Source organism: Lentzea tibetensis, assembly GCF_007845675.1.
Lineage (GTDB): Bacteria > Actinomycetota > Actinomycetes > Mycobacteriales > Pseudonocardiaceae > Lentzea > Lentzea tibetensis.
Map to the genome: position 1 here is coordinate 298,225 of NZ_VOBR01000002.1, position 22,062 is coordinate 320,286.

Here is a 22,062-nt window from a genome sequence, read left to right on the forward strand (position 1 = left end):
GCTCCCCCTTCTTGTTCGTGGACTCACGCAGGCGCGCCAACGGTGTTGGGATCCTGCGCCTTCACCTTCTGCATGAACACGGCCACCAGAGCCGCACCCGCGGCCAGCACGATCGCCGCGATGACGAACGCGAAGCGGTAACCGGACACGATGGCCTCGTTCTGCGGCACGCCGGTCGCCAGCACGCCGGTGGTGTGCGTCAACGCGACCGTGGTCAGCACCGCGAGGCCGAGCGCACTACCGAGCTGCTGCACCGAGGTCTGCACACCGGAACCGAGACCGGCGTCCTCACCGGACAGCTCGTGCAGTGCGGCGTTCTGCAGCGCGGGCAGGCCGATGGCGAGACCGAACGCGAGCACCATCGTCGCCGGAACCAGCTGGCCCCAGAACGAACCCTGCGCGTCGATGCGGGCCAGCAGCAACATGCCCACCGCGCTCACCACGAAGCCGATGATGATGGCGGTCTTCGGACCGAACCGGGTCACCAGCTGCGTCGACAGGATCATGCCGGGGATGAACGCGATGCAGAACGGGAGGTAAGCCAGACCGGACTGCAGCGGCGAGTACCCGAGCACCTGCTGCACGTACAGCGTCACGATGAAGAACATCGCGGCCATCGCGCTGGTCAGCAGGACCGTCGTGGCGTTCGCCGACACGCGCGTCCGGTTCGCGAAGAACCGCAGCGGCATCATCGGGTCCTCGGTCCGCGACTCCACGAGCACGAACAGGCCCAGCAGCACGAAGCCGGCCAGGAAGGAACCCCACACGCCGAAGCTGCTCCACGGGTGCTCGGCCGCGCTCAGCAGGCCGTTCACCACCAGGATCAGACCACCGGTGACCAGCAGACCGCCGGGGATGTCGAGCTTGCGCTTGACGCCGACGGCGGGCGCGTCCTGAACCAGCTTGGCGCACAGGACGAGCGCGATCGCGGCGACCGGCAGGTTGATGAAGAACACCCAGCGCCAGCTCGCGAAGTCGACGATCACACCGGAGAGAAGCACACCGACGGTGGCGCCGAGACCGGCCAGACCACCCCAGATGCCCAGCGCCTTCGCGCGCTCCTTGGGCGTCGTGAACATCAGCACGATCAGCGCGAGCGCCGCGGGTGAGGCCAGTGCCTCACCGACGCCCTGCATGAACCGGCTGACGATCAGCACACCCGAGTTCCAGGCCGCACCGCTGGTCAGCGACGCGAGCGCGAAGACGGAGGTACCGATGACGAAGATCTTCTTGCGCCCCAGCAGGTCGGCGAAGCGACCGCCGAGCAGCAGCAGACCACCGGCGGTGAGCAGGTAGCCGTTGACCACCCAGGCGAGACCCGCCTGCGAGGTCCCGAGATCGTTCCGGATCGACGGCAGGGCGATGTTCACGATCGTGTTGTCGATGACGATCATGAACTGCACCAGCGCCAGTACGGCCAACGCTTGCCACCGGCGAGGATTCGCCTCGGGGGCTGTCTCCCTCTCGCGGCGACGATTCTCCACAGTGGACATCTTGGACTCCCGTGGGACTGTTGAAAAACGGGTCTACTCCAGGAAACCTCCCCGGGGTTACCCCGTCCAACAACAATCACTCCTCACTTGACAACCAACGGTTGTTACCCAAGATGAACCAATGGAACTGGACATGGCGCAGGTGCGTGCGTTCGTCACCGCGGCCGAAGAACTGCACTTCGGACGTGCTGCCGAACGCCTTTACCTGAGCCAGCAAGCACTTTCCAAGCGGATCGGAAAGCTCGAGGAGACGTTGTCGGCACGCCTGTTCGACAGGTCCACCCAAAAGGTTGAGCTGACACCGGTCGGTGAGCGTTTTCTCCCTTATGCGATTGACGCTCTTTCCGCTGCGGACGCCGCGATCGCGTCGATCCGCGAGACCACGCAGACCATCCGGATCGACGTGCTGGACGAGCGCCTGGCGCCGATGCAGCTGGTGCGGCACGCCGTTCGCCACCTGGAGGACGTCCCGCTCGAGGTGAGCATGCGGCACGGCCTGCCGAACACGCTGCCCGCGCTGCGCACCGGCGAGGCCGACGCGGCGTTCGGGCGGGTGCACTCGCTGCCCGCGTCCGCGCTCGCCGAGCTGGCGCACCGCCTGGTGCTGCTGGAACCGCTGGCGCTGCTGGTGAGCCGGGACCACGAGCTCGCCGCGGCCGAGTCCATCCGGCTCGACGACCTGCGCGGCGTCCCGCTGTGGGTGCCGATCGGCGGTGCCGTGGGGGAGTGGGCGGAGTTCCTGCGCGAGTTCGCGGCGGCGTGGCGGCTCGACCTCGACTTCTCCGGGCCGGCGCTGAGCCTGGACTACCTGGTGGACGAGGTCGGCGCACGCCCGGACGTGGCGACGCTGGTGGGCAGCAGGATGGAGCTGCCGTCCGCTGAACGGGCGAACGTCGTCTACATCGTCGACCCGACGCCCGCGTACCCGTGGTCGCTGGTGTGGCCGCGTGGGCGCGAGCACCCGCTGCTGCCGAAGCTGCTCGACGCGTTCACCACCGGCTTCACCAGGCCGGACGACCTGTGGCTCACCGAAGCGGACCGGATCGGGCTCGCCACGTAACCGCGCGGTGCCACGATGGGGTGATGGACGGTCCCCACGACCTGGGCGGTGCGCCCGGCTTCGGACCCGTGCGGTTCGATCCGGACGAACCCCTGTTCGACCACGACTGGCAGCGCAAGGTCTTCGGTCTCACGATGGCCACGTCGACGATCGGCCTCTACAACCGCGACGAGAACCGCCACGCCCGCGAGCGCATGCCGGCGGCGGACTATCGCGCCACCGGCTACTTCGAGCAGTGGCTCGTCGCGATGGAGACGAACCTGACCGAGCTCGGCGTGCTGGACGCGGCGACGTTGCGCGCCCGCGTCGAGGAGTTCCTGGCCGCGCCGGACGAAGAGGTGCGCGGCAAGGCGCAACCCGACCTGTTCGAGCTGTTCCGCGACACGCTGGAGTTCGGCGCCTCGCTGGACCGCCCCGTGCCGACCCCACCGCGGTACGCCGTGGGAGACCACGTGCGCGCGGTCTCGTCGGCGAAACCGGGCCACACCAGGCTGCCCGCGTACGTGCGCGGCCATCTCGGCGTGGTGCGCCGCGTCGACCCGGCGTTCGTGCTGCCGGACACGAACGCGCACCACGAGGGCGAGCACCCGGAACACACCTACAACGTCGCGTTTAACGCTCATGACTTGTGGGAAAAGGGAGATCACGAGGTTCGGGTGGACGTCTGGGAGAGCTACCTGGAACCCGCTGACTGAACCGACTTCTCGGGGGAGGGGATCGTGTCGGACGACGCCGAGCTCCGCGCACGGGTGAAAGCGCTGGAGTCCCTGCTCGTCGAACGAGGCCTGATCGGCACGGACACCGTCGACCAGATCGTGGAGGTCTACGAGTCCGAGATCGGGCCGCTGCTGGGGGCTCAGGTGGTCGCGAGAGCATGGGTGGACGAGGAATTCCGGGAACGCCTGCTCGCCGACGCCACGGCCGCGTGCTGGGAACTCGACATCGGTGGCCTGCAAGGCGAGAAACTGGTCGCGGTGGAGAACACCGACACCGTGCACCACGTCGTCGTGTGCACGTTGTGCTCGTGTTATCCGTGGCCGGTGCTGGGAATTCCGCCGAACTGGTACAAGAGCCCCGAATACCGCGCTCGCATGGTCGCCGAACCGCGCCGCGTGCTGGCCGAGGACTTCGGCCTTCCGCTGGGTGAGGACGTGGAGATCCGCGTGCAGGACTCGAGCGCCGAGGTGCGTTATTTCACGCTGCCGCAACGACCCGCGGGCACCGAGGACTGGGACGAGGAAAGGCTCGCGGGCATCGTGACCCGCGAGTCGATGGTGGGGGTGGCGGTGCTGTGACGACCGAGTTGCCTGCGGACGTGCCGAGGAGCAACGGCGAGCTGCTGTTCGAGTTCCCCTGGGAGAGCAGGGCTTTCGGTCTTGCCGTCGCGCTGGCTGATGCCGGCGCGTTGCAGTGGGACGACTTCCGGGCCGAGCTGGTCGACGCGATCGCCGGGCGGGATCCCGATGCGCCATACCGGTACTACGAACACTGGCTGACGGCGTTGGAGCGGGCCTTGGTGTCGACGGGAGTGGTCGACACCAAGACCCTGGTGGCGTCGGTGCGTTCTGTCATGGAGCACAAGGAGCACTAACGCAGCGCCACCGGCACGTGGCAGACGCCGCCGAGGAAGTTGGAGTAGATCCGCCGCGGCTCGCCGACGGGCTCGATCTCGGACACGAGGTCCCGCAACGAGGTCAGCACCGAGTTGATCTCGAGGCGGGCCAGGTGTGCGCCGAGGCAGAAGTGCGACCCGCCGCCGAGCGTGACGTGCTTGTTGGGCGACCGGGCGAGGTTGAACGCGTCGGGCAGCTCGAAGGCCTTCTCGTCGCGGTTGGCCGAGACGTTCCACAGCGTCACGATGTCGCCCGCGCGGATCGACGACCCGCCGATCTCGACGTCCGCGACGGCGGTGCGCGCCATGTGCATGGACGGCGTCGTCCACCGCAGCACCTCCTCGACCGCGGAGTCCACGGACACGTCGCCGTTCTTCAGTGCACGCCACTGGTCCGGGTGCTGCACCAGAGCGACCACCGCGCCGCCGATGGACATCCGCGTCGTCTCGCCGCCACCGAGGATCAGGCTGTAGCAGTTGAAGATGATCTCGTCCTCGGTCAGCCCCGAGCCGGAGATCTGCGCGCCGGTCAGCAGGCTGACGATGTCGTCGCGCGGTTCGACACGGCGTCCCTCAGCCATGTTCGCGAAGTAGAACAGGACCTCGTTCTTGTTGCGCCACGCGTCCTTCTGCGTGTGCTCAGGGGTTTCGGAGGCGACCATCGAGGACGTCAGGTCGAAGATGCGCCAGCGGTCCTCCTCCGGCACGCCCAGCAGGTCGCAGATCGCCATCAAGGGGATCGGCGCCGCGACGTCCATGGCGAAGTCGCACGTGCCGCGCTCCAGTGCCTGCTCGACCAGACCGCGGGTGATGCCGCGGATGCGTTCCCCGACCTGCTCGACACCCCGCTTGGAGAAGGTCTTCATCAGGATCGACCGGACGTCGGTGTGGCGCCGGCCGTCGGTCAGCGACAACATCCGCTTCGCCGCCGAGTCGCCGCCCGCGCGCAGCGCGTCCATCACGTTGCCGCGCTCGGACGTGAAGTGCTTGGTGTCGCGGTACACCGCGCTGATGTGCTCGTACGCGGTGAGCACCCAGAAGCCGGTGCCGCCGTCCGCGGGCTGGTGCCAGTGCACGGGTTTGGTGTGCCGCAGGTCCCGCCAGAACTCCGAGAGGTCCTCGGTGGAGTGCAGGACGCGGTCGGTGAGGTCGATGTCGTCGAGCGTGCGGGTCATCTCACGCCTCCCGCGTCCGGTCGACGACCGCGGCCTGTTCGGACAGCACGCTGTTCTCGAACAACGCCTCGGGCGCGACCGTGACGCCGTGGTCGCGCTGCAGCCGCATGCGGATCCGCACGGCCAGCAGTGAATGCCCGCCGAGCGTGAAGAAGTCGTCGTCCGCGCCGATGTCCTCGACACCGATCAGGTCCTCCCACAACGCGGCGAGGTAGCGCTCGGTGTCGGTGCGCGGCGCGGTGTACGGCATGCGCCTGCGCGTGAGGTCCTTGCGGGAACGGGAGAGTTCGGCCCAGTCGGGTTGCCCGTCCTCGGCGAGCGGCAACGCGGTGAGCACGACGAACTCGTCCGGCTCGGTGCCGAGTTCCGCCCGGAGCTCGCGCAGTGAGAGGCCGCCGCCGGCGGGCACGACGAACGCGACCACGCGGTCGCCGTCCACGGTGACCGCCGCCTCGCCGACCGCGGCGTGGCCGCACAGCTCGCGTTCGATGTCCAGCGTCTGAGTCATGGTCAACCCCTGAAGTCCTTCTCGACGACCTCCTGCAGCTCGGCAGGAGCCTCGAGGAACGTCAACTTGTCTCCGGGCAGCACGTGGTGCGTGACCGGCCCGCACTCCTGCCACACTCCCATCTCGGCGGGCGGCACGTCGGCGTCGTCGGACCAGCCGATCGTGCTGATCGGACAGCCCGTCGGCGCCAGTGCGGGCGCGTAGCCGAAGCACATCTCCAGGTCGGAGCGCAGCACCCGCAACGCGAGCGGCAGCAGGTCCGGGTGCAGGTCGGTGCCGCCGACCGTGCGCGACACCCGGCTCACCTCGTCGGCGAGCTGCTCCTCGGTCATCGACGGGTGGTACACGCCGACCGCGCCGGGTGCCGGCATCCGGTACCGCCTGTCCGGCGGCCAGTGCGGGACCCGTGACGACGAGACGAACAGCCGCTCGGGCTGCCGGACGTCGCGCGAGCGCAGCTCGGTGACCAGTGCGTGGGCCAGGATCGAGCCCATGCAGTGACCGAAGACGGCGTACGGCCGGTCGAGGTGGTCCGCCAGCGCGTCGGCCGCGTCGGCCGCGAACGCGGGGAAGTCCCCGTACGCCGGTTGCCCGATGCGGTTCTCCCGGCCGGGCAGTTGCAGCGGGCAGACCTCCAGCGGCCCGATGTGCGACGGCCACCTGCGGAACACCGACGCGCCCACCCCGCTGTAGGGCAGGCAGAAGAGCCGGGCTTCCGCCTCGGGCGACGGATCGCGCAGCAGCCACTTGGTCCGTTGCGACATGCGTTCCTCCGGTGAGCCGGGTCGGTGAGCAACGGAACCTACGGACGCCCAGTTAGCACGGGGTTACGCCCGGCCAGGCATAACCCCGTGCTAACCCACCGCTCGTAGGTTCTGCTGCCACGCAGGTTCGGGAGGTCTCATGGCACAGGCCGACTGCGGCTTGTACTTCCGTGTCGTGGTGAACGAGGAAGGCCGCTACAGCATCTGGCCCACCGACGTCGCCGTGCCCGCGGGATGGCGCCCGACCGGGTTCTCCGGCACCAGGCAGGCGTGCCTGAACCAGGTTGCCGAACTGTGGCGCGACATGCGCCCCGTTGAGGACGAACGCAGCGAGGGAATGGAGTGATCGATGGGACGCTGGTTGCTGCTGGAACCCGATCCGGACGCCACCAAGCGGCTGTTCTGCTTCCCGTTCGCGGGCGTGGGCGCCGCGGCGTTCCGCGACTGGCCGGGGCGGATCGGTGACATCGAGATCTGCCCGGTGCAGCTGCCCGGCAGGGAGAACCGGATGCGCGAGCCCGCGTACACCGACTTCGACGCGTTCGCCGAGGACGCCGTCCGGGAGCTCGACCCCTACCTCGACCGGCCGTTCGCGTTCTTCGGCCACTGCATGGGAGCACTGCTCGCGCACGCCGTCGCCGACCGGCTCGACCGGAAGCCGCAACGGCTGTTCGTGTCGTCGTCGTACGTGCCGTACCTCGGCGTCTCCAAGCCGTTCCACCCGGACATGAGCGACGACCAGCTGTCCGGCGAGCTGCGCGCCATCTCCGTCCGGCTCGGCGACCCGGATCCGTTGCCGGAACTGCTGGAGCTCTCCGTCATGTTGCTGCGCAACGACATCGACCTGTGCTTCGAGTACGCGCCGCCCGCGCGGCCGGTGAAGTGTCCGATCACGACGATCGGGTGGGCGGGCGACACGATCGTGCCCGCGACCGACATGGGGGAGTGGACCGAGTACGGCGCTGTGACCCACCACGTGCTGAAGGGCGACTTCTTCGACTTCCTCAGCGCGCCGACGGAACTTCGTGACGTCATCGCACGGGACTTCAAGGAATGAGGCGGAAATCGTGAGCAGCAAGACGCTCGTGGAACTGTTCGCGCAGAGCGTGCGGTCCCACCCCGACGCGGCAGCGGTCACCGACGACGAGCAGCAGCTCAGCTACCGCGAGCTGGACGCGCGGTCGGACGCGCTGGCGCACCGGCTCGTCGAGCTCGGAGTCGTGCGGGAGGACCGGGTCGCGGTGCACCTGCGCCGCGGCGTGGACGTCGTGGTGGCCGTGCTCGGCGTGCTCAAAGCCGGTGCGGCCTACCTGCCGATCGACACGCGGTACGGCGAGGGCAGGCGGAACTACATGATCACCGAGGGGCGGGTGCGGCTGGTCATCACCGAACCCGACCTCGCCGACGACCTGCCACCCGACGACGTGCTGCGCTGGCGCAGCGAACCCGCGGAGCGGGCAGGCGAGCCGCTGCCGCCGCCCGCGCCGCACGACGCCGCGTGCGTCCTCTACACGTCGGGCTCCACCGGGCAGCCCAAGGCGATCGTGCTGGAACACCGGCAGATGATCGCGTTCACGCTCAACCCCGTGCTGCCCGAGCTCACGCCGGACGACCGCACCGCCCAGGTGGCCAGCATCTCGTTCGACCCGGCCAACTTCGAGATCTGGTGCACGCTGGCCGCGGGCGCCGAGCTCGTGGTGCTGCCGTCGATCCCCGAGCTGCTCGACTCGGACATCCAGCGCGAGCTGAAGCGCCGCAAGATCACCGTGATGCTGGCGCCCGCCATCGCGATCAACCACGCGGTCAAGGTCGACCGCGACTCGTTCGCGCCGCTGCGGATCCTGCACTCCGGTGGCGACGTGCTGCTGCCGTCCACGTGCCGGGACCTGCTCGCGGGCCGGTTCTCCGGGCGGCTGTTCAACCTGTACGGCCCGGCGGAGACGACCACGGCCTGCACCGCGCACGAGGTGACCGGGATCGACGACGACGCGGAGAGCGTGCCGATCGGGAGCGCGTTCGACGGCTACCACCTGTACGTGCTGGACGCCGGCTTCAAGCGGGTTCCCGTCGGCGAACCCGGTGAGCTGTACGTCGGCGGTGCGGGCGTCAGCCGCGGCTACCTCAACCGGCCGGAGCTGACCGCGGAGCGGTTCGTGCCGGACGCGTTCTCCGGCGAGGGCGGCGCGATGTACCGCACCGGCGACCGCGTCCGCGACCGCGGCGACGGGGTGCTGGAGTACCTCGGCCGGGTCGACACGCAGGTCAAGATCCGCGGCTACCGGGTCGAGCCCGGTGAGGTCGAACGGGCGATCTGCGCCAACCCGGACGTGCGCGAGGCGGCCGTGATCGCGGTCGGCGAGGTGGGCGACAAGCGGCTCGTCGCGTTCCTCGTGCCCGCCGTGGACACGTTGTCGCTCAAGGAGCTGCGGGCCGATCTCGAACGCCGGGTCGCGGACTTCCTGGTGCCCAGCGAGTTCATCGTGCTGCCGGCGATGCCGACCGACGCGCACGGCAAGCGCGACTGGGAGGACCTCGGGCACACCGCGTCCACCCGGATGCGCCAGCGCCCCGACTTCGTGGAGCCCCGCACCGAGACCGAGCGCTACCTCGCCGACCTGTGGGAGCGCCTGCTGACCGTGGAGCACGTCGGCGTGCACGACGACTTCTTCGTGCTGGGCGGGCACTCGCTGCTGGCGGTGCGGGTCCGGTCGGTGGTGCGCAAGGAGCTCGGCGTGAAGCTCAAGCCCCGCGCCGTGTTCGAGTCGAGCGTGCTGGAGGAGCTGGCGCAGCTGGTCGACCGCACGCGTGAGGAGGTGCTGATCTCGTGACCACCACCCGGCCGATCGATCTCACCGACACCGATCTGTTCGTGCACGGCGACCCGCACGAGGTGTGGGCGCACCTGCGCCGCACCGAGCCGGTGCACTGGAACCCCTCGGGTGACAGCGGGTTCTGGTCGCTGACGAAGTACGCCGACATCCACGACGTGTACGTCGATCCGGGCACGTTCAGCTCGGAGCAGGGCACCGTGATGGGCGGGTCGTTCGGCAGCGAGCAGGACACCGCCACCGGCCAGATGCTCATCTGCGCCGATCCGCCCGAGCACCGCCTGCTGCGTCAGCAGGTCAAGCAGGGCTTCGCCAACGCCATGCTGAAGGTGATCGGCGAGAGCGTGCGCCGCTACGCGCACCGCGCCGTCGACCGCATCGTGGCGCAGGGAGGTGGCGACTTCGCCGTCGAGGTGGCGCCCGAGCTGCCGGCCGGCGTGCTGGCCGCGATGTTCGGCCTGCCCGCGGAGGACGCGCATCACCTGCTGGCACTGACCCGCAACATGATCGGGTCCGAGGACGGCGAGTACCGGGAGGGCGAGCTCGCACTGGTCACCGCGCAGGTGGAGATCTTCGACTTCCTCGCCGACCTGGCGGAGGAGCGCAAGGACCGGCCGGGTGACGACCTGGTGAGCATGCTGCTGAGCTCGTGCGTCAACGGCCGTCCGATGAGCGACGCGGAGATCCTCTACAACACGCTCAACGTCGTGGTCGGCGGCAACGAGACCACGCCGTACACCGCGTGCGCGGGCGTCGCGGCGTTCGCCGAGTTCGGCGACCAGGCCGACCGGTTCTACGCCGACCCGTCCGTGCTGCCCACGGCCGTGGACGAGATCCTGCGCTGGACGTCGACGAACGCCTACGTCCAGCGCACGGCGACCCGTGACGCGACGATCAGGGGCGTGCCGATCGCGAAGGGGCAGAAGCTGACCCTGTGGAACGCCTCGGCGAACCGCGACGAGGACGTCTTCCCCGACGCAGACCGGTTCGACGTCACGCGGACGCCGAACCACCACATCGCGTTCGGCGTGGGCAACCACCGGTGCATCGGCCAGACCGTGGCCCGTCAGGAGATCACGATCCTGTTCGAGCACCTGCGGGAGCGCGGAGTGCGGTTCGAGCTGGACGGCCCGATCGAGCGGCTGCGGTCCAACTTCATGCTCGGCACCAAGCACATGCCGGTCAAGGTGGTGTGAGACGACGGAGAAGGGGGCGGCTCCGCGGAGCCGCCCCCTTCGTCATGCGATTCGCGCTGCCGCCCACGTTCTGACGAAGTTCGCGAAGAGGCGCGGGCCGTGGTCGGTGGTGATGCTCTCGGGGTGGAACTGCACCGACTCGACGGGCAGCACGCGGTGCCGCAGCCCCATGACGTAGCCGTCGTCCTCCGCGTGCGCGGTCACCTCGAGGCAGTCGGGAACGGTGTCCTCGACGACGATCAGCGAGTGGTAGCGGGTGGCGTCGAAGGGGTTGGGCAGCCCGCGGAACACGCCCTTGCCGTCGTTGCGGACCGGGCTCGTCTTGCCGTGCACGAGATGCGCGGCCGGCCGGACGTCGGCGCCGTGCGCCAGCCCGATCGCCTGGTGGCCGAGGCACACGCCGAGCATCGGCACCTCATCGGCGAACCGGTGCACGAGCTCGACGTGCCCGGACGCCGCCGGATGCCCCGGTCCGGGACCGAGCACGATCAGGTCCGGCCGCACGGCGCTGATGTCGTCGTGCGTCAGCTCGTTCGACCGGACGACCCTCGGTCCGGCGTCCACCGAGTCGAGGTACTGCCGGATGATGTGCACGAAGCTGTCGTACGCGTCGATCACGAGCGTCCTCACGAGACCAGCTCCTTCCCGGTGACCGCCCAGTAGGCGGCGCTCATCTTGGCCAGGGTCTCCCGCCACTCGGCGCCCGGATCGGAGTCCGCGACGACGCCGGCGGACGCCCTGGTGCGGTAGGTGTTCCCGGCGTGCGTGAGGCTGCGGATGCACAACGCGAGGTTCAGCGCGCCGTCGAAGTCGATCAGCCCGAGCGCACCCGCGTAGAGGCCGCGGCGGCTGGACTCGATCGACTCGATGATCTCCATGGCGCGGATCTTCGGCGCGCCGGTCATCGTGCCGGACGGGAACAGCGCGCGCACCACTTCGTAGGAATCCACTTCGGACACCCGTCCGACGACCGTCGACACGAGGTGCGCCACGTGCGAGTAGCGGTCAACGGCCAGCATGTCGGGCACGTCGAGCGTGTCGCGGTCGCAGACCCGGCCGATGTCGTTGCGGCACAGGTCGACCAGCATGACGTGCTCGGCGATCTCCTTGGGGTCGGCGCGCAGTCTCGCCGCGGCCTGCGGTCCGGCGTCGAGCGGGATCGTGCCCGCGATCGGGCGCATGGTCGCGACACCGTCCTCGAAGCGGACGAACAGTTCCGGGCTCGCGCCGATGACGGTGTCGCCGGCGAGCCGGGCGAGGTACATGTACGGCGAGGGGTTGCGTTCCCGCAGTCGCCGGTAGACGTCGACGGGCGCGAGCTCGCTCGTGATGCGCAGCTCGTGCCCGATCTGCACCTGGTAGATGTCGCCGATCGCGATGTGGCCCAGCGCGCGGCGCACGTTGCGCCGGAACGTCGGCTCGTCGGTCTCGTCGACGCAGACAGCGGGCGGCACCCGCGCGTCGGCGGGTTCCGGCGCGACGCGAAGCGCGTCCAGCACGGCGTCCGGCTCCAGGTCGGGCCACAGCTCGCTGTGGTGCAGCAGGAGCTCGGCCTCACCGGACGCGACGTCGAACCGGATCCGGCCCCGGTGCAGCACCACGCACACGTCCGGTGCCCCCGGTTCGCCGGGGATGGTCCTCGGCAGGTCCTCGACGTAGTGCGCGGTGTCGTAGCCGAAGAACGACAGGAAGCCGAAGCCCGGTGTCCGCGGGAACGCGCTCTGCGCGTCGCGCAACAGGTCCCACACCCCGCGCCGGTCGGTCAGCGGCAACGAGACGCGTGCCCGCACGGCGGCCACGACGTCCGGCTCCCCGGTGATCCGCACGTCGGTGCCGGTGACCGAGATGGTCAGCAGCACACCGAAACCGACCACCGCGTGGCGGCGGTCGGTCGCTGGTCCGGACGGGGACTCGAGCAGGTAGATCTCGTCGTCGCCGAACCGTTCGGCGAGCGCGAGGTAGGCGGTCAGCGGGTCGAGTGCCGGCAACGCCCGGCGCTCGGTGGACACCATCGCGGCCTCCCGATCAGGTGGTGTACGAATGCCGTGCCGCGGCTTCGCGGGCGGCCTCGACGACGTGGTCCGGTCCGATGCGGTTGTCCTTGATGCGCGCGGCCTTCCAGCTCACGAACGCGCCGGTGTTGGTGATCGGGTCGAGCTCGGCGTCGACCGCGATGTCCGCGCCCACGCCGAACCGTTCCCGCAGGCGCCGGACGATGCCCCGCACGGCCCCGGTCGCGTCGCCGTCGAGCAGCTCCAGCCGGACCGTCACGCGGTCACCGGGGTCGATCTCGACCTGGTAGCCGAGACAGCCCGTGACCCCGTTCAGCACCGCGGACTCGATCTCGGAGGGCTGGAACCTCCCGCCGCCCAGCGCGATGCGGTCGTCGACCCGCCCGATCACCTCGACGAGCCTGCCGGGCATGCCGCAGTCGCACGATCCGCCGACCCGCACCAGGTCGCCGGTGCGGTAGCGGATCAGCGGCTTGATCCCGTCGATCAGCATCGTGAGGCACAGCTCGCCCGCGCCGCCGGCGGGTTCGAGCGTGTCCGGGTCGATCACCTCGACGAGGTAGTTGGGATCGGACAGGTGCAGCCGGTTGCGCACGCACCCGGTCGCGATCGCGAGCGCCTCCTGCGAGCCGTACAGGCCGGGCAGGACGTCCGCGCCCCAGATGGACTTCACGTTGGCGGCGAACTCCGGTGTGCAGATCTCGCCCAGCACCAGGAACATCTTCACGCCGAACTCGCCGAGGTCGTACCCGTGGTGCAGCGCGGCCTTCGCCAGGTTGAGGCACAGCGTGGGCGCGCACGCGATCACCTCGACGTTCAGCTCCTTGATGAGCCGCAACGCCTTCGCGAAGCCGACCCGGCTCGACTCCGGCCAGATCTTGGCGTGACAGGCGCCGAGGCGCTGTGCGACGTCGCCGAACGTGTCGCCGAACGCGTACAGCTCGGACGGTCCCATCAGCCCGATGACGGGCATGCGCTCACCGAAGTGGTGCGCGAACATGTCGCGCCACGACCGTTCGACGTGGAGGTTGCTCCACTCGATGTCCTTGGCGCTGCGCGGACACGGCGTCGGCGGGCCGGTGGTGCCGGTGGTCTCGTAGTAGATCGCGGCCTCGTCGACACCGCCGCTCAGCACGGCGTGCATCTCCCGGCGCAGATCGGCCTTGGTGGTGAACGGCAGCTCGCCGAACTCGGTGTGGTCGCCGAGGTGCCTGCGGTAGAAGTCGGACTTCTTCCGGACGTGCCGCAGCACCGTCGACAACCGTTCCGCGTACCAGTCCTGCCAGTCCACTTCGGACAGTTGGTCGGCGTAGTAGCGGCGGCACAGCTCCTGGTGGTCCATGGCTCATCCGATCGGGGAGTGGCGCGCGGCGAACCACTTGTCGTCGCGCTCGTTGGCCAGCTCGGTGTCCATGCCGTCGCGCCCGGTGAGCTCCCGGTGCTCGCGCAGCACGTCGATCATGTCGGCCATCCGGTTCACCATGCGCTCGACCATCTGCAGCCCCTCGTCGTCGTGCAGCACGTCGCCGGGCTGGTTGCCGTAGACGATCGACGGGAACCCGCTGCCGACCAGGATCATGCGGTTGAGCAGCACGTTGGTGACGAGATGGCTGTAGACCTCGGTGTGGCTGTACCGCCTGCCGATGACGATGACGCCGCCGACCTTGTTGGTGAGCGGCCGGTCGAACCGCATGTAGCCCACGCCGGAGCGTTCGATGAACGCCTGCATCAGCGCGCCGGTCCCGAACCCGTGCACCGGCGCGGCGTACAGGATCCCGTCCGCCCGCGCCATGCGTTCCACGACACCGGGAACGTCGTCCCGCAGCTCACACGGGGTGGTTCGCGAGTTGCAGTCGCCACAGGGTCCGCAGGGCGACATGCGCAGGTCGCCGAGCCGGATGACCTCCAGCTCGACGCCGCGGGCCGCCAGCACCTTGCCGACGAACTCGAGCACGTCGGCGGTGTTGCCGCGGCTGCGCTCGGAACCGTGGATGGCGACGATCTTCGGGCTGCTCATGCCGACGACCGTAGGAACGCCCGGTTCTCATCCGGTTACGTAACCGCTCGGCGGCATCCTGTCCGGCATGAACATCGGCATCCTGTTGTTCGACGGCGTGGAGGAGCTCGACGTGGTGGGCCCGTGGGAGGTGCTCGCCGCGTGGACGCAGCAGCATCCGGCCGACGGCTACCGCGTGGCCACTGTTTCCCGCGACGGCGAGCCCGTGACGTGCGCGAAGGGCATGCCCCTTGCTCCGCAGCACTCGTTCGCGGACGCGCCCGCGTGGGACGTGGTGGTCCACCCCGGCGGTGAGGGCACCGAACTGCTGGTGAAGGACGAGGAGCACCTCGACTGGGTGCGCGCGCAGCGCGCCACGGCGTCGCTGATGACCAGCGTGTGCACGGGCTCCCTGGTGTACGCCGCCGCCGGGCTGCTGTCCGGCCGCCCGGCGACGTCGCACTGGTCGACGCTGGAGTTCCTCGAGGTCATCGACCCCACCATCGAGGTCCGCGAGGACGACCGCTTCGTCGACGACGGCGACGTCATCACCGCTGCCGGCGTGTCCGCGGGCATCGACATGGCCCTGCACCTGGTGTCCCGCTTCGCCGGTGCCGAGCGCGCCGCCTCGATCAAGCGGTACATCCAGTACTAGCGCTGACCGACCGGTTCGCCACGTCCGAGCGCGTCGAGCACACCGGCCAGGGTGGCGCGGCGCTCGGCCAGGCCTGTGCTGAACCGGCCCGGCCAGCGGACGGCGAACTCCTCGTACATCGTCACCGCCTCGGTCACCGAGTCGAGTGCGGCGTCGAGATCGCGCCGCGCCGCCAGGCGGACCTCGGCGGCACTGGCCAGCGCGAGTGCCAGCGTGAACCTGTTCGGCGACGCCGCGCCCTCCTCCCCGCGCAGCACCGTCACCGCGCGGGTGCTCGTCGGCAGCGCCTCGTCGTGCCTGCCGAGGTCGGACAGTCCGCAGGCGAGGTTGTTCAGCGCCAGACCGAGCACTCCGGGTGAGTCCTGCTCCGGCTGGTCGAGGATGTCCACCACCTCGACCTTGAACGGGAGCGCGTCATCCTCGCGCCCCAGCTCGCCCAGGCCCACGCTGACGCTGATCAAGGCCGACACCAGGTTGTCGCGGTACCGATCAGGTTCGAGCTCCGCCAGCCGCCGCCAGATCGCCAGCGAGTCCTGCCAGGCAGCCATCGCGTCGTCGGCACGCCCCAGGTGCGCCAGGCAGCGGCCGTACGCCGTCAACGCGGACGCGAGATCGTTCTGGTCGTTCGCGCACTCCCGATGGGTGGTCACCCGGTGCTCCTGGACGGCGAGCGCGTCCTGGTGGCGGCCCACATCGGTCAGCCGGTTGGCGAGAGTGTGCAGGGCCTGGTCGAGTTCGGTGTCCGGTTCAGTGGAGTCGTTGCGCCGGCAGACCGCGACCACCCGTTCCTGGGTGGCCAGCGCCTCGTCGGGGTGGCCGAACTCGCTCAACATGACGCCGAGGCGGGCCAGTACCGAGCGGAGGGTGCCCGCGTGCCGGGCGAAGTCGCGGTCGGCCAGCCGCTGGCAGACGGCCGCCGCTTCCGTCTGCGCGGCCAGGGCCTCCTCGTTGCGGCCCTGAGGGGTCAGCCACTGGGCGAGCCGGAGCAGTTCGTCGACCAGCTTGGTGTGGTCGCCGTCCGGGTCGGCGTCGGCCAGCGACCGGTACGTCGCCAGCAGTTCGCTATGGGCGGCCATCGTCTCGTCGTCGCGGCTGGACGTTCTGATCACCTCGGACAACGCGTCGCAGGAGGCGGCGAGGTCTGCGGTGTACTCGGGATCGGCGGCGACCAGTCGGCGCAGCACCTCCACGCGCTCGAGGGCGAACGCCGTCGTGCGGCCGGCCGCCAGCCTGCCGCACAGGTCGGCGAGCCGCGGGCCGAACCGCGGGAGGTCGATGTCGGCCAGCCCGCGGTACACCGCGATGGCCTCACCCCATGCCTCGTCCCGCAGCCAGTACTGCTCGCCGAGCGCCTCCAGCGCCGCACCGAGTTCCGGACCGCGGGTGACCTGATCAGCTTCCGTCAGCCGGCGGAGGATCTCGATCGCCTGTCGCAGCGCGGGCTCGGCGGCGTACCAGTGCTCCCGCGCGGCCTGCATGGTGCCGAGCCGCACCAACGCGTCGGCGAGCCGCGGTTCCGCGCCTTCCTCGGCCAGCCGGTACCGCGCCACCACGACCGCCTCGGCGGTGTCGATGTCGGCGGGCGCGTCGATCCGGTCGTGGACCCGGATCCACTCCTGCTGGTCGTCGGGCTCCTTGTGGAGCAGACCGGCTTCGAGCCTGCTCAGGCGGAGCTCCGCCAGCCGGGGATCCGCGGTGCCCACGAGCAGACCGAAGTCGTCCAATACCCGCACACCCCGGCTGAGCAACTCCGCCGCGGTGGCCTCGTCCAGCGATGCCTTCACCACGCGCAGGGTCGGAATCCGCAGCAGCGGACTCCAGTCGGTCACGTTCGGGGCGTAGTCGATCTGGACCTTCTCCAACCGCGGCAGCCGGGTCAGCGGTTCCAGGTCCGCGACGCCGAACAGCTCCAGGTCGAGTGAGCGCAGGCCGAAGCACTGCTCGATGCCGGCCAGCGACTTGAGGTGGAACGTGTCGCACTCGCCGTTCCAGTAGGTGTAGCAGGCGAACTGGATGTCCTGCGCCGCCTCCCAGGTGAGTTCCGTCAGGTCCGGAAACAGGGCTCGTTGCTCGGCGAGCAGGCCGAGGACGTCGATGAGGACACCGGTGTTGAGCTCGTAGTCGCTGTCGTAGTCCTCGTCTTCGTCGTACTCGTCGTCGTCGTCCAAGTCGGCGTTCGCCGCCTTCAGCGCACCCCAGTCGGGTGTGGACACCCGCCCTTCGATGATCAGCGAATGGAGGACGGCGAGCCCGAGGTTGTCGTCCGGGAACGGATCCGACGTGTGCTCGCCGTCGGCAGCGGGCACCCTCAGCAGCTTCGCGGCCTGCACCGGATCCGCGGGCCAGCCGGGGTGCGCCATCAGCGGGGCCAGCCAACCGGGTCGGGACACCTCCACGCCGCGCTCGACGAGTTGCGCCGCCACCTCGGCGTCGACCGGCGCCGTCACCCTGCGCAGCGCCGGGATGCGCAGCAGCGGACTCCAGTCGGTCACGTCCGGGGCGTGTTCGATGCTGATGGACTCCAGGTGCCCCAGTCCGGTCAGCGGCTCCAGGTCGGCCACCCGGAACGCCGACGCCACCTCGATGGACCGGAGCTCAGGGCACAGCTCGATGCCTGCCAGCGACGTCAGGTCGAAGACCTGGCCGAAGCCGGACGAGTACTGGCCGGAGCAGGCCGACGTCATGGCGTACGTCCACCTGTTCAGCCGCAGGCGGGTCAGGCCCGACACGTCCGCCGAGTACCCGGCCAGAACGTCCAGCAGCGCGGCCCGCGCGGGCTCGTTGGGGTGGCTGCGGGTTGGCGGATGCGCCGCCGTCACCGCCTCCCAGTCCGGTGCGGTCACCACCTTCTCGCTGATCAGGGACTGGAGGACGGCAAGACCGAGGTTCGGGTCCACAAAGGAAGATCGAGACACCCGCGGCAGGGTAGCGACCGCGTGCATACATTTCCGCGGGCTGCTCAGCGAGGGTTGTCGGCGCGCCACGTGACGTAGTCGGCGACCGCCGCCGCGACGTCGAAAGCCGGCGCGAAGCCGGTGTCGCGGCGAAGCCGGGTGATGTCGAGGTAAGGGTCGTCGCCAGGGCCATTCTGCCGTCCGGGCAGCAGATCGAGCTGCACGCCGGGGTTGATCGTCCGCAGCGCGTCCGCGAACTCGCGGTTGGTGAACGGCCGGCCGCTGGAGACGTTGTAGGTGTCGTGCCGCAGGGTCCGCGCGGTGGTGAGGAGTGCGATCGCGCGCCCGGCGTCGGGTGCGTAGCAGCAGTCACCGCCGTCGTCGGCGTGCAGCGGCCGCGGCTGCTCACCGCGGAGCACGGAGCTGATGTACGGCGGGATGTGGAAGAACGGCGACTCCGGATCGACGAGGGGTCCCCAGATGGTCCCGATCCTGAGCACGACCGGCTGGACGCCGCTGCCCTGGAGGCTGTGCGTGGTCAGTGGTTCGACGGCCTTCTTGAAGGCGATGATCAGGTGCGGCAGCGCCGCGGTCGGCAGCGCGAGGTCCTCGTGCCACGGGTTCTCGGACCGGCCGATGTAGACGCCGAGGCTGCTGGCGACGGCGAACCTGCGGACGCGCCAGGCGCCGGCGGCGTCCAGAGCGTTGAGCAGACCGGTCGTGTCCGTGCGGAAGAAGCGGACCGGGTCGGAGCCGGGGATGCTGCCCGCGAGGTGGACGATGTCGCTGATGTCGTGGCGCTCGCCGAGCGCCAGGAAGGCATCCCGGTCGGTGACGTCGAGCGATTCCACGGTGACCTTGCCGACGAGGAACGACGGGATCTCACCGCGACGGTGTGCGGTGACGACGACGTCGTGTCCGAGGTCGATGAGCGCGCGTGCGGTGTGGGCGCCGATCATGCCGAGCCCGCCGGTGACGAGGATCATCGGATCACCTCGTAGTGGAGGTGCGTCACGCCGGGTGCCGGGATCGCCTGCAGCAGACGGAGATGCACGTGTTCCGGGAGCTCGTTGAAGAACCTGCGGCCGCCGCCCAGCAGGACGGGGACCTGGTGGAGGACGAGCTCGTCGACGAGCCCGGCCTTGAGCGCCTCGGTGGCCACACCGCCACCCATCAGGCCGATGTCCTTGTCGCCTGCGATCTTCCGGGCCGCGGCGATGGCGTCCTCGATGCCGGTGGTGACGAGGGTCTGCGCGTCGCTGATTTCGGGCAAGGGCCCGTGGCTGAGTACGACGAGCGGTGCCGTCGGGTGCGGGCTGCCGCCGCCGAAGCGGCTGGAGTGCTCGTAGGTGGTGCGCCCCGCGACCGCCGCTCCGTCGCGCGCGGCGAGTGCGTCGAAGAACCGGGCGCTGGGCTCGCTGAGCTTGAACCCGTCGAACACCCGGCTCGGCGTGTCCCCGTTGAAGTACCAGTCGAAGAGCATGGGAGCGTCACCGAGACCGCGTCCGAACTCCTCCTCGCCGTCGGGCGTGCGACCGCTGATGTAGCCGTCGACCGAGACGGCGTGGGCGGCGATGACCTTGCTCATTGCTCTCCTTCGCTCAGATGGCTTGGGGGAAGTCGAAGAACCGGTGCGGGTCGTAGGCTCTCTTCACCGCGACCAGCCGGGGGTGGTTGCCCGCGTGGTACGCCGCGGCCCAGTCGTCGAGCTCGGGGTCGGGGAAGTTGGGGTAGACGCGCCCCGACCCGTCGGCGTGGGCGGTCGCCCAGGAGCGGTCGATCCAGGGGTCGGCCGCGCCGGCGATGTGCTGCAGCAGGAAGCGTTCGCCGCGATGGGCGAACGCCGTGGCGTCCTCGGCGACCCTGTTGTACGCCCCGCCCATCGCGATGAAGGTGATCTCCCGCCGGCCCGTGGTCCTCGGGTCGGCGAGCTGGGCCAGCAGCGACGTGAGGGTGCCCTCGGCCATCGAGCGGGAGAAGAACTCCGACCTGAACCGCAGGGCGCGTTCGGGTACGTCCGGCGAGTCGGCGAAGGTGCCCTTCAGATGGTGGTACGGCAGGTCGGCGCGCAACTCGATCGCGGGAGCCGCGCCAGCCTGATCGATGAACTCCCGCAGCAGCTCCCAGGTCGGTCGCTCGCCGGCGGTGGAAGCGCCGAAGAGGGTCACCTGGACCGGCGCGCCGGGCTCGGCCACCAGGGTGAGGTCGGCGGTGAGCTCGTCCGGGGCGTCCGGTGCCCAGTCCTGCCAGGCGGAGACCAGTCGTTCGGCATCGACGTCCGACCAGTGCGCCTCGACGCGGGTGGTGATCGGCTCGGGGACGGTGTCGAACCGCAGTGACGTGACCACGCCGAACTGGCCGCCGCCCGCGCCGCGCAGACCCCAGAACAGGTCCGGTTGGCGGTCGTGGTCGCACTCCACGACGCTGCCGTCCGCCAGCACGACCTGCGCGCCGACGAGGCGGTCGCAGGTCAGCCCGTGCCCGCGCCCGAGCAGGCCGATCCCACCGCCGAGGGTGAGGCCCGCGATGCCGACGGTGGGGCCGCACCCGGCGGGCAGGGTCCGGCCGGACGCGTGCAGCGCCGCGTACACCCGTCCCTGGCGGGCACCGGCTCCGATCGTGGCGATCCCGTCTTCCGCCACGGAGATGCCGTCGAGGCCGGACGTGTCGAGCACGATCCCGTCCGTCGACGACCGACCCGCGAAGCAGTGGCCGCCGCCACGAGGGACGATGCGGTCCCCGGTGGCCGCCGCGTACGTCACGGCGCGGGCGACGTCCGAGACCGAACGGCACCGGACCACGAGCCGGGGACGCACCCCGGCGTACCTGGGGTTGACCGGCCGGCGGATCGCTTCGTAGCCCGCCGAGTCAGGGCTGAACACCTCACCGTCGAGCGAGGTGCGGAACGCGGTCAGATCGGTCACGACGTCGAACCTACGAGCGGTGTGCCGCCGGGGTCTTGAACGAATCGCGCAGGGTCAGAGCCGCAGCGGCGGCCTGCCGCGGGTGGCGAGGAACGGCTGGTAGGAGGCGGAGTGCTCGTGACCGCAGGCGCATCGGTCGATGTCGCCGCCGAGGAGCTGGCGCGGGGTGAGTCCGGTCAGGCGCAGGCACTCCCGGCTGAGGTGCGCTTGGTCGGCGTAGCCCAGGTCGACCGCCAGTCCCGCCATGCCGTCCGCACCACGGCGGCCCGAGGCGGTGGCGCCTGCCTGGGCCAGCGCGAGGAAGCCCTGGAACCGCAACGTCCGCTGGAGAACCTTGGGAGTCATCCCCACCGCGTGCAGGCAACGGCGGCGCAGCTGGCTCGCCGAGAGCGCCAGGTGGGTGGCCAGCGCGTCGATGCTGACCGGGTGCCACGGCATCAGCGCCCGCACGGCTTCCCCCACCAGCGGATCCACCCGGACCGAACTCCGGAACTCCCGCAGGAGGTGGGTCTGCAACAGCATGAGCGCCCGCTCGGGCGTCGCGGCCACGGCCATCGTCTCCACGAGCCGGTCCGCCGAACCGCGCCACAGCTCCGCCAGACCCAGGCGCTGGTCCACCAGGTCGTCCAGCACCGCCGGGAGGGGCGGCGCCGTCCCCGGCTGGAACCGCACACCCACGACGGTGGTGTGCGCCGGAATGACCTCGATCTCCGGACCGGTCAGCGGACCGACCAGCTGGGGATCACCACCGATCGGGAAGTGGATCTCGACCCCGCCCGTCGGCAGGTGCCGTTGCACGTACGGCGCCTCACCTGTGCGCTGGATCCAGACTGTTCGCACCACCCCTGCCAACTCCGGCACCGGCGGGCGTTCGACGTATGACGCCATCGCGGTCATCCTCGCACGCGGTGCACCGCCGCGTGACGTGATCCGTTTCCGGGACGC

Annotated in this window: 22 protein-coding genes; 9 read left to right on the forward strand and 13 right to left on the reverse strand. The window is 70.1% G+C overall.

All coding sequences use genetic code 11. From position 1 onward, the window contains the following. Nucleotides 1-23: 23 nt before the first annotated feature. Nucleotides 24-1,421 carry an MFS transporter gene (locus FKR81_RS03350; RefSeq protein WP_186762734.1) on the reverse strand — a complete coding sequence of 466 codons (1,398 nt, stop codon included), beginning with the start codon at nt 1,419-1,421 and terminating at the stop codon, nt 24-26. A 193-nt stretch (nt 1,422-1,614) separates the two neighbouring features. On the opposite strand from FKR81_RS03350, the gene FKR81_RS03355 reads away from it, so the two are divergent. The 4 genes from FKR81_RS03355 to FKR81_RS03370 are packed head-to-tail and all read left to right on the forward strand — an operon-like array spanning nt 1,615 to nt 4,144. After that, on the forward strand, nt 1,615-2,553 hold the full coding sequence (locus FKR81_RS03355) for a LysR family transcriptional regulator (protein WP_146349402.1): 939 nt from the start codon (nt 1,615-1,617) through the stop codon (nt 2,551-2,553). A gap of 23 nt (nt 2,554-2,576) precedes the next feature. After that, entirely contained in the window at nt 2,577-3,248 is a 672-nt protein-coding gene (gene nthB / locus FKR81_RS03360) for a nitrile hydratase subunit beta (protein ID WP_146349403.1), read from the forward strand. 21 nt (nt 3,249-3,269) lie between these two features. Further along, a complete protein-coding gene (nthA, locus tag FKR81_RS03365; RefSeq protein ID WP_146349404.1) occupies nt 3,270-3,848 on the forward strand; it encodes a nitrile hydratase subunit alpha in 579 nt (192 codons plus the stop codon). Next, nucleotides 3,845-4,144 carry a nitrile hydratase accessory protein gene (locus tag FKR81_RS03370; protein ID WP_146349405.1) on the forward strand — a complete coding sequence of 100 codons (300 nt, stop codon included), beginning with the start codon at nt 3,845-3,847 and terminating at the stop codon, nt 4,142-4,144. Before nthA ends, FKR81_RS03370 begins: the two co-directional genes overlap by 4 nt. Here the strand turns inward: FKR81_RS03370 and FKR81_RS03375 are convergent. From FKR81_RS03375 to FKR81_RS03385, 3 genes are read right to left on the reverse strand one after another with little or no spacing between them, the layout of a single operon-like run. Then, nucleotides 4,141-5,340, reverse strand: a complete 1,200-nt coding sequence (locus FKR81_RS03375; protein ID WP_146349406.1) for a cytochrome P450 — start codon at nt 5,338-5,340, stop codon at nt 4,141-4,143. The two genes, FKR81_RS03370 and FKR81_RS03375, sit on opposite strands and share 4 nt — an antisense overlap. A 1-nt stretch (nt 5,341) precedes the next feature. Further along, nucleotides 5,342-5,848, reverse strand: coding sequence for a phosphopantetheine-binding protein (locus FKR81_RS03380; RefSeq protein WP_146349407.1), 507 nt, complete (start codon nt 5,846-5,848; stop codon nt 5,342-5,344). A 2-nt stretch (nt 5,849-5,850) separates the two neighbouring features. After that, nucleotides 5,851-6,612, reverse strand: a complete 762-nt coding sequence (locus tag FKR81_RS03385) for a thioesterase II family protein (RefSeq protein WP_146349408.1) — start codon at nt 6,610-6,612, stop codon at nt 5,851-5,853. A gap of 139 nt (nt 6,613-6,751) precedes the next feature. Here FKR81_RS03385 and FKR81_RS03390 point away from each other — a divergent pair, with 139 nt between their 5' ends. From FKR81_RS03390 to FKR81_RS03405, 4 genes are read left to right on the forward strand one after another with little or no spacing between them, the layout of a single operon-like run. Further along, the gene (locus tag FKR81_RS03390; RefSeq protein WP_146349409.1) at nt 6,752-6,958 is read left to right on the forward strand and encodes an MbtH family protein; all 207 of its coding nucleotides are present in this window, start codon (nt 6,752-6,754) and stop codon (nt 6,956-6,958) included. Between the two features lie 3 nt (nt 6,959-6,961). After that, on the forward strand, nt 6,962-7,669 hold the full coding sequence (locus FKR81_RS03395; protein ID WP_146349410.1) for a thioesterase II family protein: 708 nt from the start codon (nt 6,962-6,964) through the stop codon (nt 7,667-7,669). A 10-nt stretch (nt 7,670-7,679) separates the two neighbouring features. Next, nucleotides 7,680-9,440, forward strand: coding sequence for a non-ribosomal peptide synthetase (locus FKR81_RS03400; RefSeq protein ID WP_146349411.1), 1,761 nt, complete (start codon nt 7,680-7,682; stop codon nt 9,438-9,440). Further along, nucleotides 9,437-10,636, forward strand: a complete 1,200-nt coding sequence (locus FKR81_RS03405; protein WP_146349412.1) for a cytochrome P450 — start codon at nt 9,437-9,439, stop codon at nt 10,634-10,636. Before FKR81_RS03400 ends, FKR81_RS03405 begins: the two co-directional genes overlap by 4 nt. Before the next feature lie 42 nt (nt 10,637-10,678). On the opposite strand, the gene FKR81_RS03410 is transcribed toward FKR81_RS03405, so the two are convergent. From FKR81_RS03410 to FKR81_RS03425, 4 genes are read right to left on the reverse strand one after another with little or no spacing between them, the layout of a single operon-like run. Continuing rightward, nucleotides 10,679-11,266: an anthranilate synthase component II gene (locus FKR81_RS03410; RefSeq protein WP_146349413.1), complete on the reverse strand. Its 588-nt coding sequence runs from the start codon at nt 11,264-11,266 to the stop codon at nt 10,679-10,681. Further along, complete coding sequence (locus tag FKR81_RS03415) at nt 11,263-12,648, reverse strand: anthranilate synthase component I family protein (RefSeq protein ID WP_146349414.1); 1,386 nt, start codon at nt 12,646-12,648, stop codon at nt 11,263-11,265. Before FKR81_RS03415 ends, FKR81_RS03410 begins: the two co-directional genes overlap by 4 nt. 13 nt (nt 12,649-12,661) lie before the next feature. Beyond that, a complete protein-coding gene (locus FKR81_RS03420) occupies nt 12,662-13,990 on the reverse strand; it encodes a phenylacetate--CoA ligase family protein (RefSeq protein ID WP_146349415.1) in 1,329 nt (442 codons plus the stop codon). Between the two features lie 3 nt (nt 13,991-13,993). Then, nucleotides 13,994-14,665 carry a flavodoxin family protein gene (locus tag FKR81_RS03425; RefSeq protein ID WP_146349416.1) on the reverse strand — a complete coding sequence of 224 codons (672 nt, stop codon included), beginning with the start codon at nt 14,663-14,665 and terminating at the stop codon, nt 13,994-13,996. Nucleotides 14,666-14,732: 67 nt separating this feature from the next. On the opposite strand from FKR81_RS03425, the gene FKR81_RS03430 reads away from it, so the two are divergent. Beyond that, nucleotides 14,733-15,299 carry a DJ-1/PfpI family protein gene (locus FKR81_RS03430; RefSeq protein WP_146349417.1) on the forward strand — a complete coding sequence of 189 codons (567 nt, stop codon included), beginning with the start codon at nt 14,733-14,735 and terminating at the stop codon, nt 15,297-15,299. On the opposite strand, the gene FKR81_RS03435 is transcribed toward FKR81_RS03430, so the two are convergent. From FKR81_RS03435 to FKR81_RS03455, 5 genes are read right to left on the reverse strand one after another with little or no spacing between them, the layout of a single operon-like run. Then, nucleotides 15,296-18,214 carry a tetratricopeptide repeat protein gene (locus tag FKR81_RS03435; protein WP_186762735.1) on the reverse strand — a complete coding sequence of 973 codons (2,919 nt, stop codon included), beginning with the start codon at nt 18,212-18,214 and terminating at the stop codon, nt 15,296-15,298. The two genes, FKR81_RS03430 and FKR81_RS03435, sit on opposite strands and share 4 nt — an antisense overlap. A 44-nt stretch (nt 18,215-18,258) precedes the next feature. Then, a complete protein-coding gene (locus FKR81_RS03440) occupies nt 18,259-19,179 on the reverse strand; it encodes an NAD-dependent epimerase/dehydratase family protein (RefSeq protein WP_146349419.1) in 921 nt (306 codons plus the stop codon). Next, nucleotides 19,176-19,781, reverse strand: coding sequence for a dihydrofolate reductase family protein (locus FKR81_RS03445; RefSeq protein ID WP_146349420.1), 606 nt, complete (start codon nt 19,779-19,781; stop codon nt 19,176-19,178). Before FKR81_RS03445 ends, FKR81_RS03440 begins: the two co-directional genes overlap by 4 nt. 13 nt (nt 19,782-19,794) lie before the next feature. Continuing rightward, nucleotides 19,795-21,117 (reverse strand): FAD-binding oxidoreductase, encoded by a 1,323-nt coding sequence (locus FKR81_RS03450; RefSeq protein ID WP_146349421.1) that lies wholly within the window; start codon nt 21,115-21,117, stop codon nt 19,795-19,797. A 54-nt stretch (nt 21,118-21,171) separates the two neighbouring features. Continuing rightward, on the reverse strand, nt 21,172-22,005 hold the full coding sequence (locus FKR81_RS03455; RefSeq protein WP_146349422.1) for a helix-turn-helix domain-containing protein: 834 nt from the start codon (nt 22,003-22,005) through the stop codon (nt 21,172-21,174). Nucleotides 22,006-22,062 lie beyond the last annotated feature (57 nt).

Bases quoted from the DNA above. Each gene is read 5' to 3' on its own strand.
- FKR81_RS03440 (WP_146349419.1), bottom strand. From the start codon at position 19,179: ATGATCCTCGTCACCGGCGGGCTCGGCATGATCGGCGCCCACACCGCA.
- FKR81_RS03430 (WP_146349417.1), top strand. From the start codon at position 14,733: ATGAACATCGGCATCCTGTTGTTCGACGGCGTGGAGGAGCTCGACGTG.
- FKR81_RS03445 (WP_146349420.1), bottom strand. From the start codon at position 19,781: ATGAGCAAGGTCATCGCCGCCCACGCCGTCTCGGTCGACGGCTACATC.
- nthB (WP_146349403.1), top strand. From the start codon at position 2,577: ATGGACGGTCCCCACGACCTGGGCGGTGCGCCCGGCTTCGGACCCGTG.
- FKR81_RS03425 (WP_146349416.1), bottom strand. From the start codon at position 14,665: ATGAGCAGCCCGAAGATCGTCGCCATCCACGGTTCCGAGCGCAGCCGC.
- FKR81_RS03395 (WP_146349410.1), top strand. From the start codon at position 6,962: ATGGGACGCTGGTTGCTGCTGGAACCCGATCCGGACGCCACCAAGCGG.
- FKR81_RS03380 (WP_146349407.1), bottom strand. From the start codon at position 5,848: ATGACTCAGACGCTGGACATCGAACGCGAGCTGTGCGGCCACGCCGCG.
- FKR81_RS03385 (WP_146349408.1), bottom strand. From the start codon at position 6,612: ATGTCGCAACGGACCAAGTGGCTGCTGCGCGATCCGTCGCCCGAGGCG.
- FKR81_RS03355 (WP_146349402.1), top strand. From the start codon at position 1,615: ATGGAACTGGACATGGCGCAGGTGCGTGCGTTCGTCACCGCGGCCGAA.
- FKR81_RS03390 (WP_146349409.1), top strand. From the start codon at position 6,752: ATGGCACAGGCCGACTGCGGCTTGTACTTCCGTGTCGTGGTGAACGAG.
- FKR81_RS03455 (WP_146349422.1), bottom strand. From the start codon at position 22,005: ATGGCGTCATACGTCGAACGCCCGCCGGTGCCGGAGTTGGCAGGGGTG.
- FKR81_RS03420 (WP_146349415.1), bottom strand. From the start codon at position 13,990: ATGGACCACCAGGAGCTGTGCCGCCGCTACTACGCCGACCAACTGTCC.
- FKR81_RS03375 (WP_146349406.1), bottom strand. From the start codon at position 5,340: ATGACCCGCACGCTCGACGACATCGACCTCACCGACCGCGTCCTGCAC.
- FKR81_RS03415 (WP_146349414.1), bottom strand. From the start codon at position 12,648: ATGGTGTCCACCGAGCGCCGGGCGTTGCCGGCACTCGACCCGCTGACC.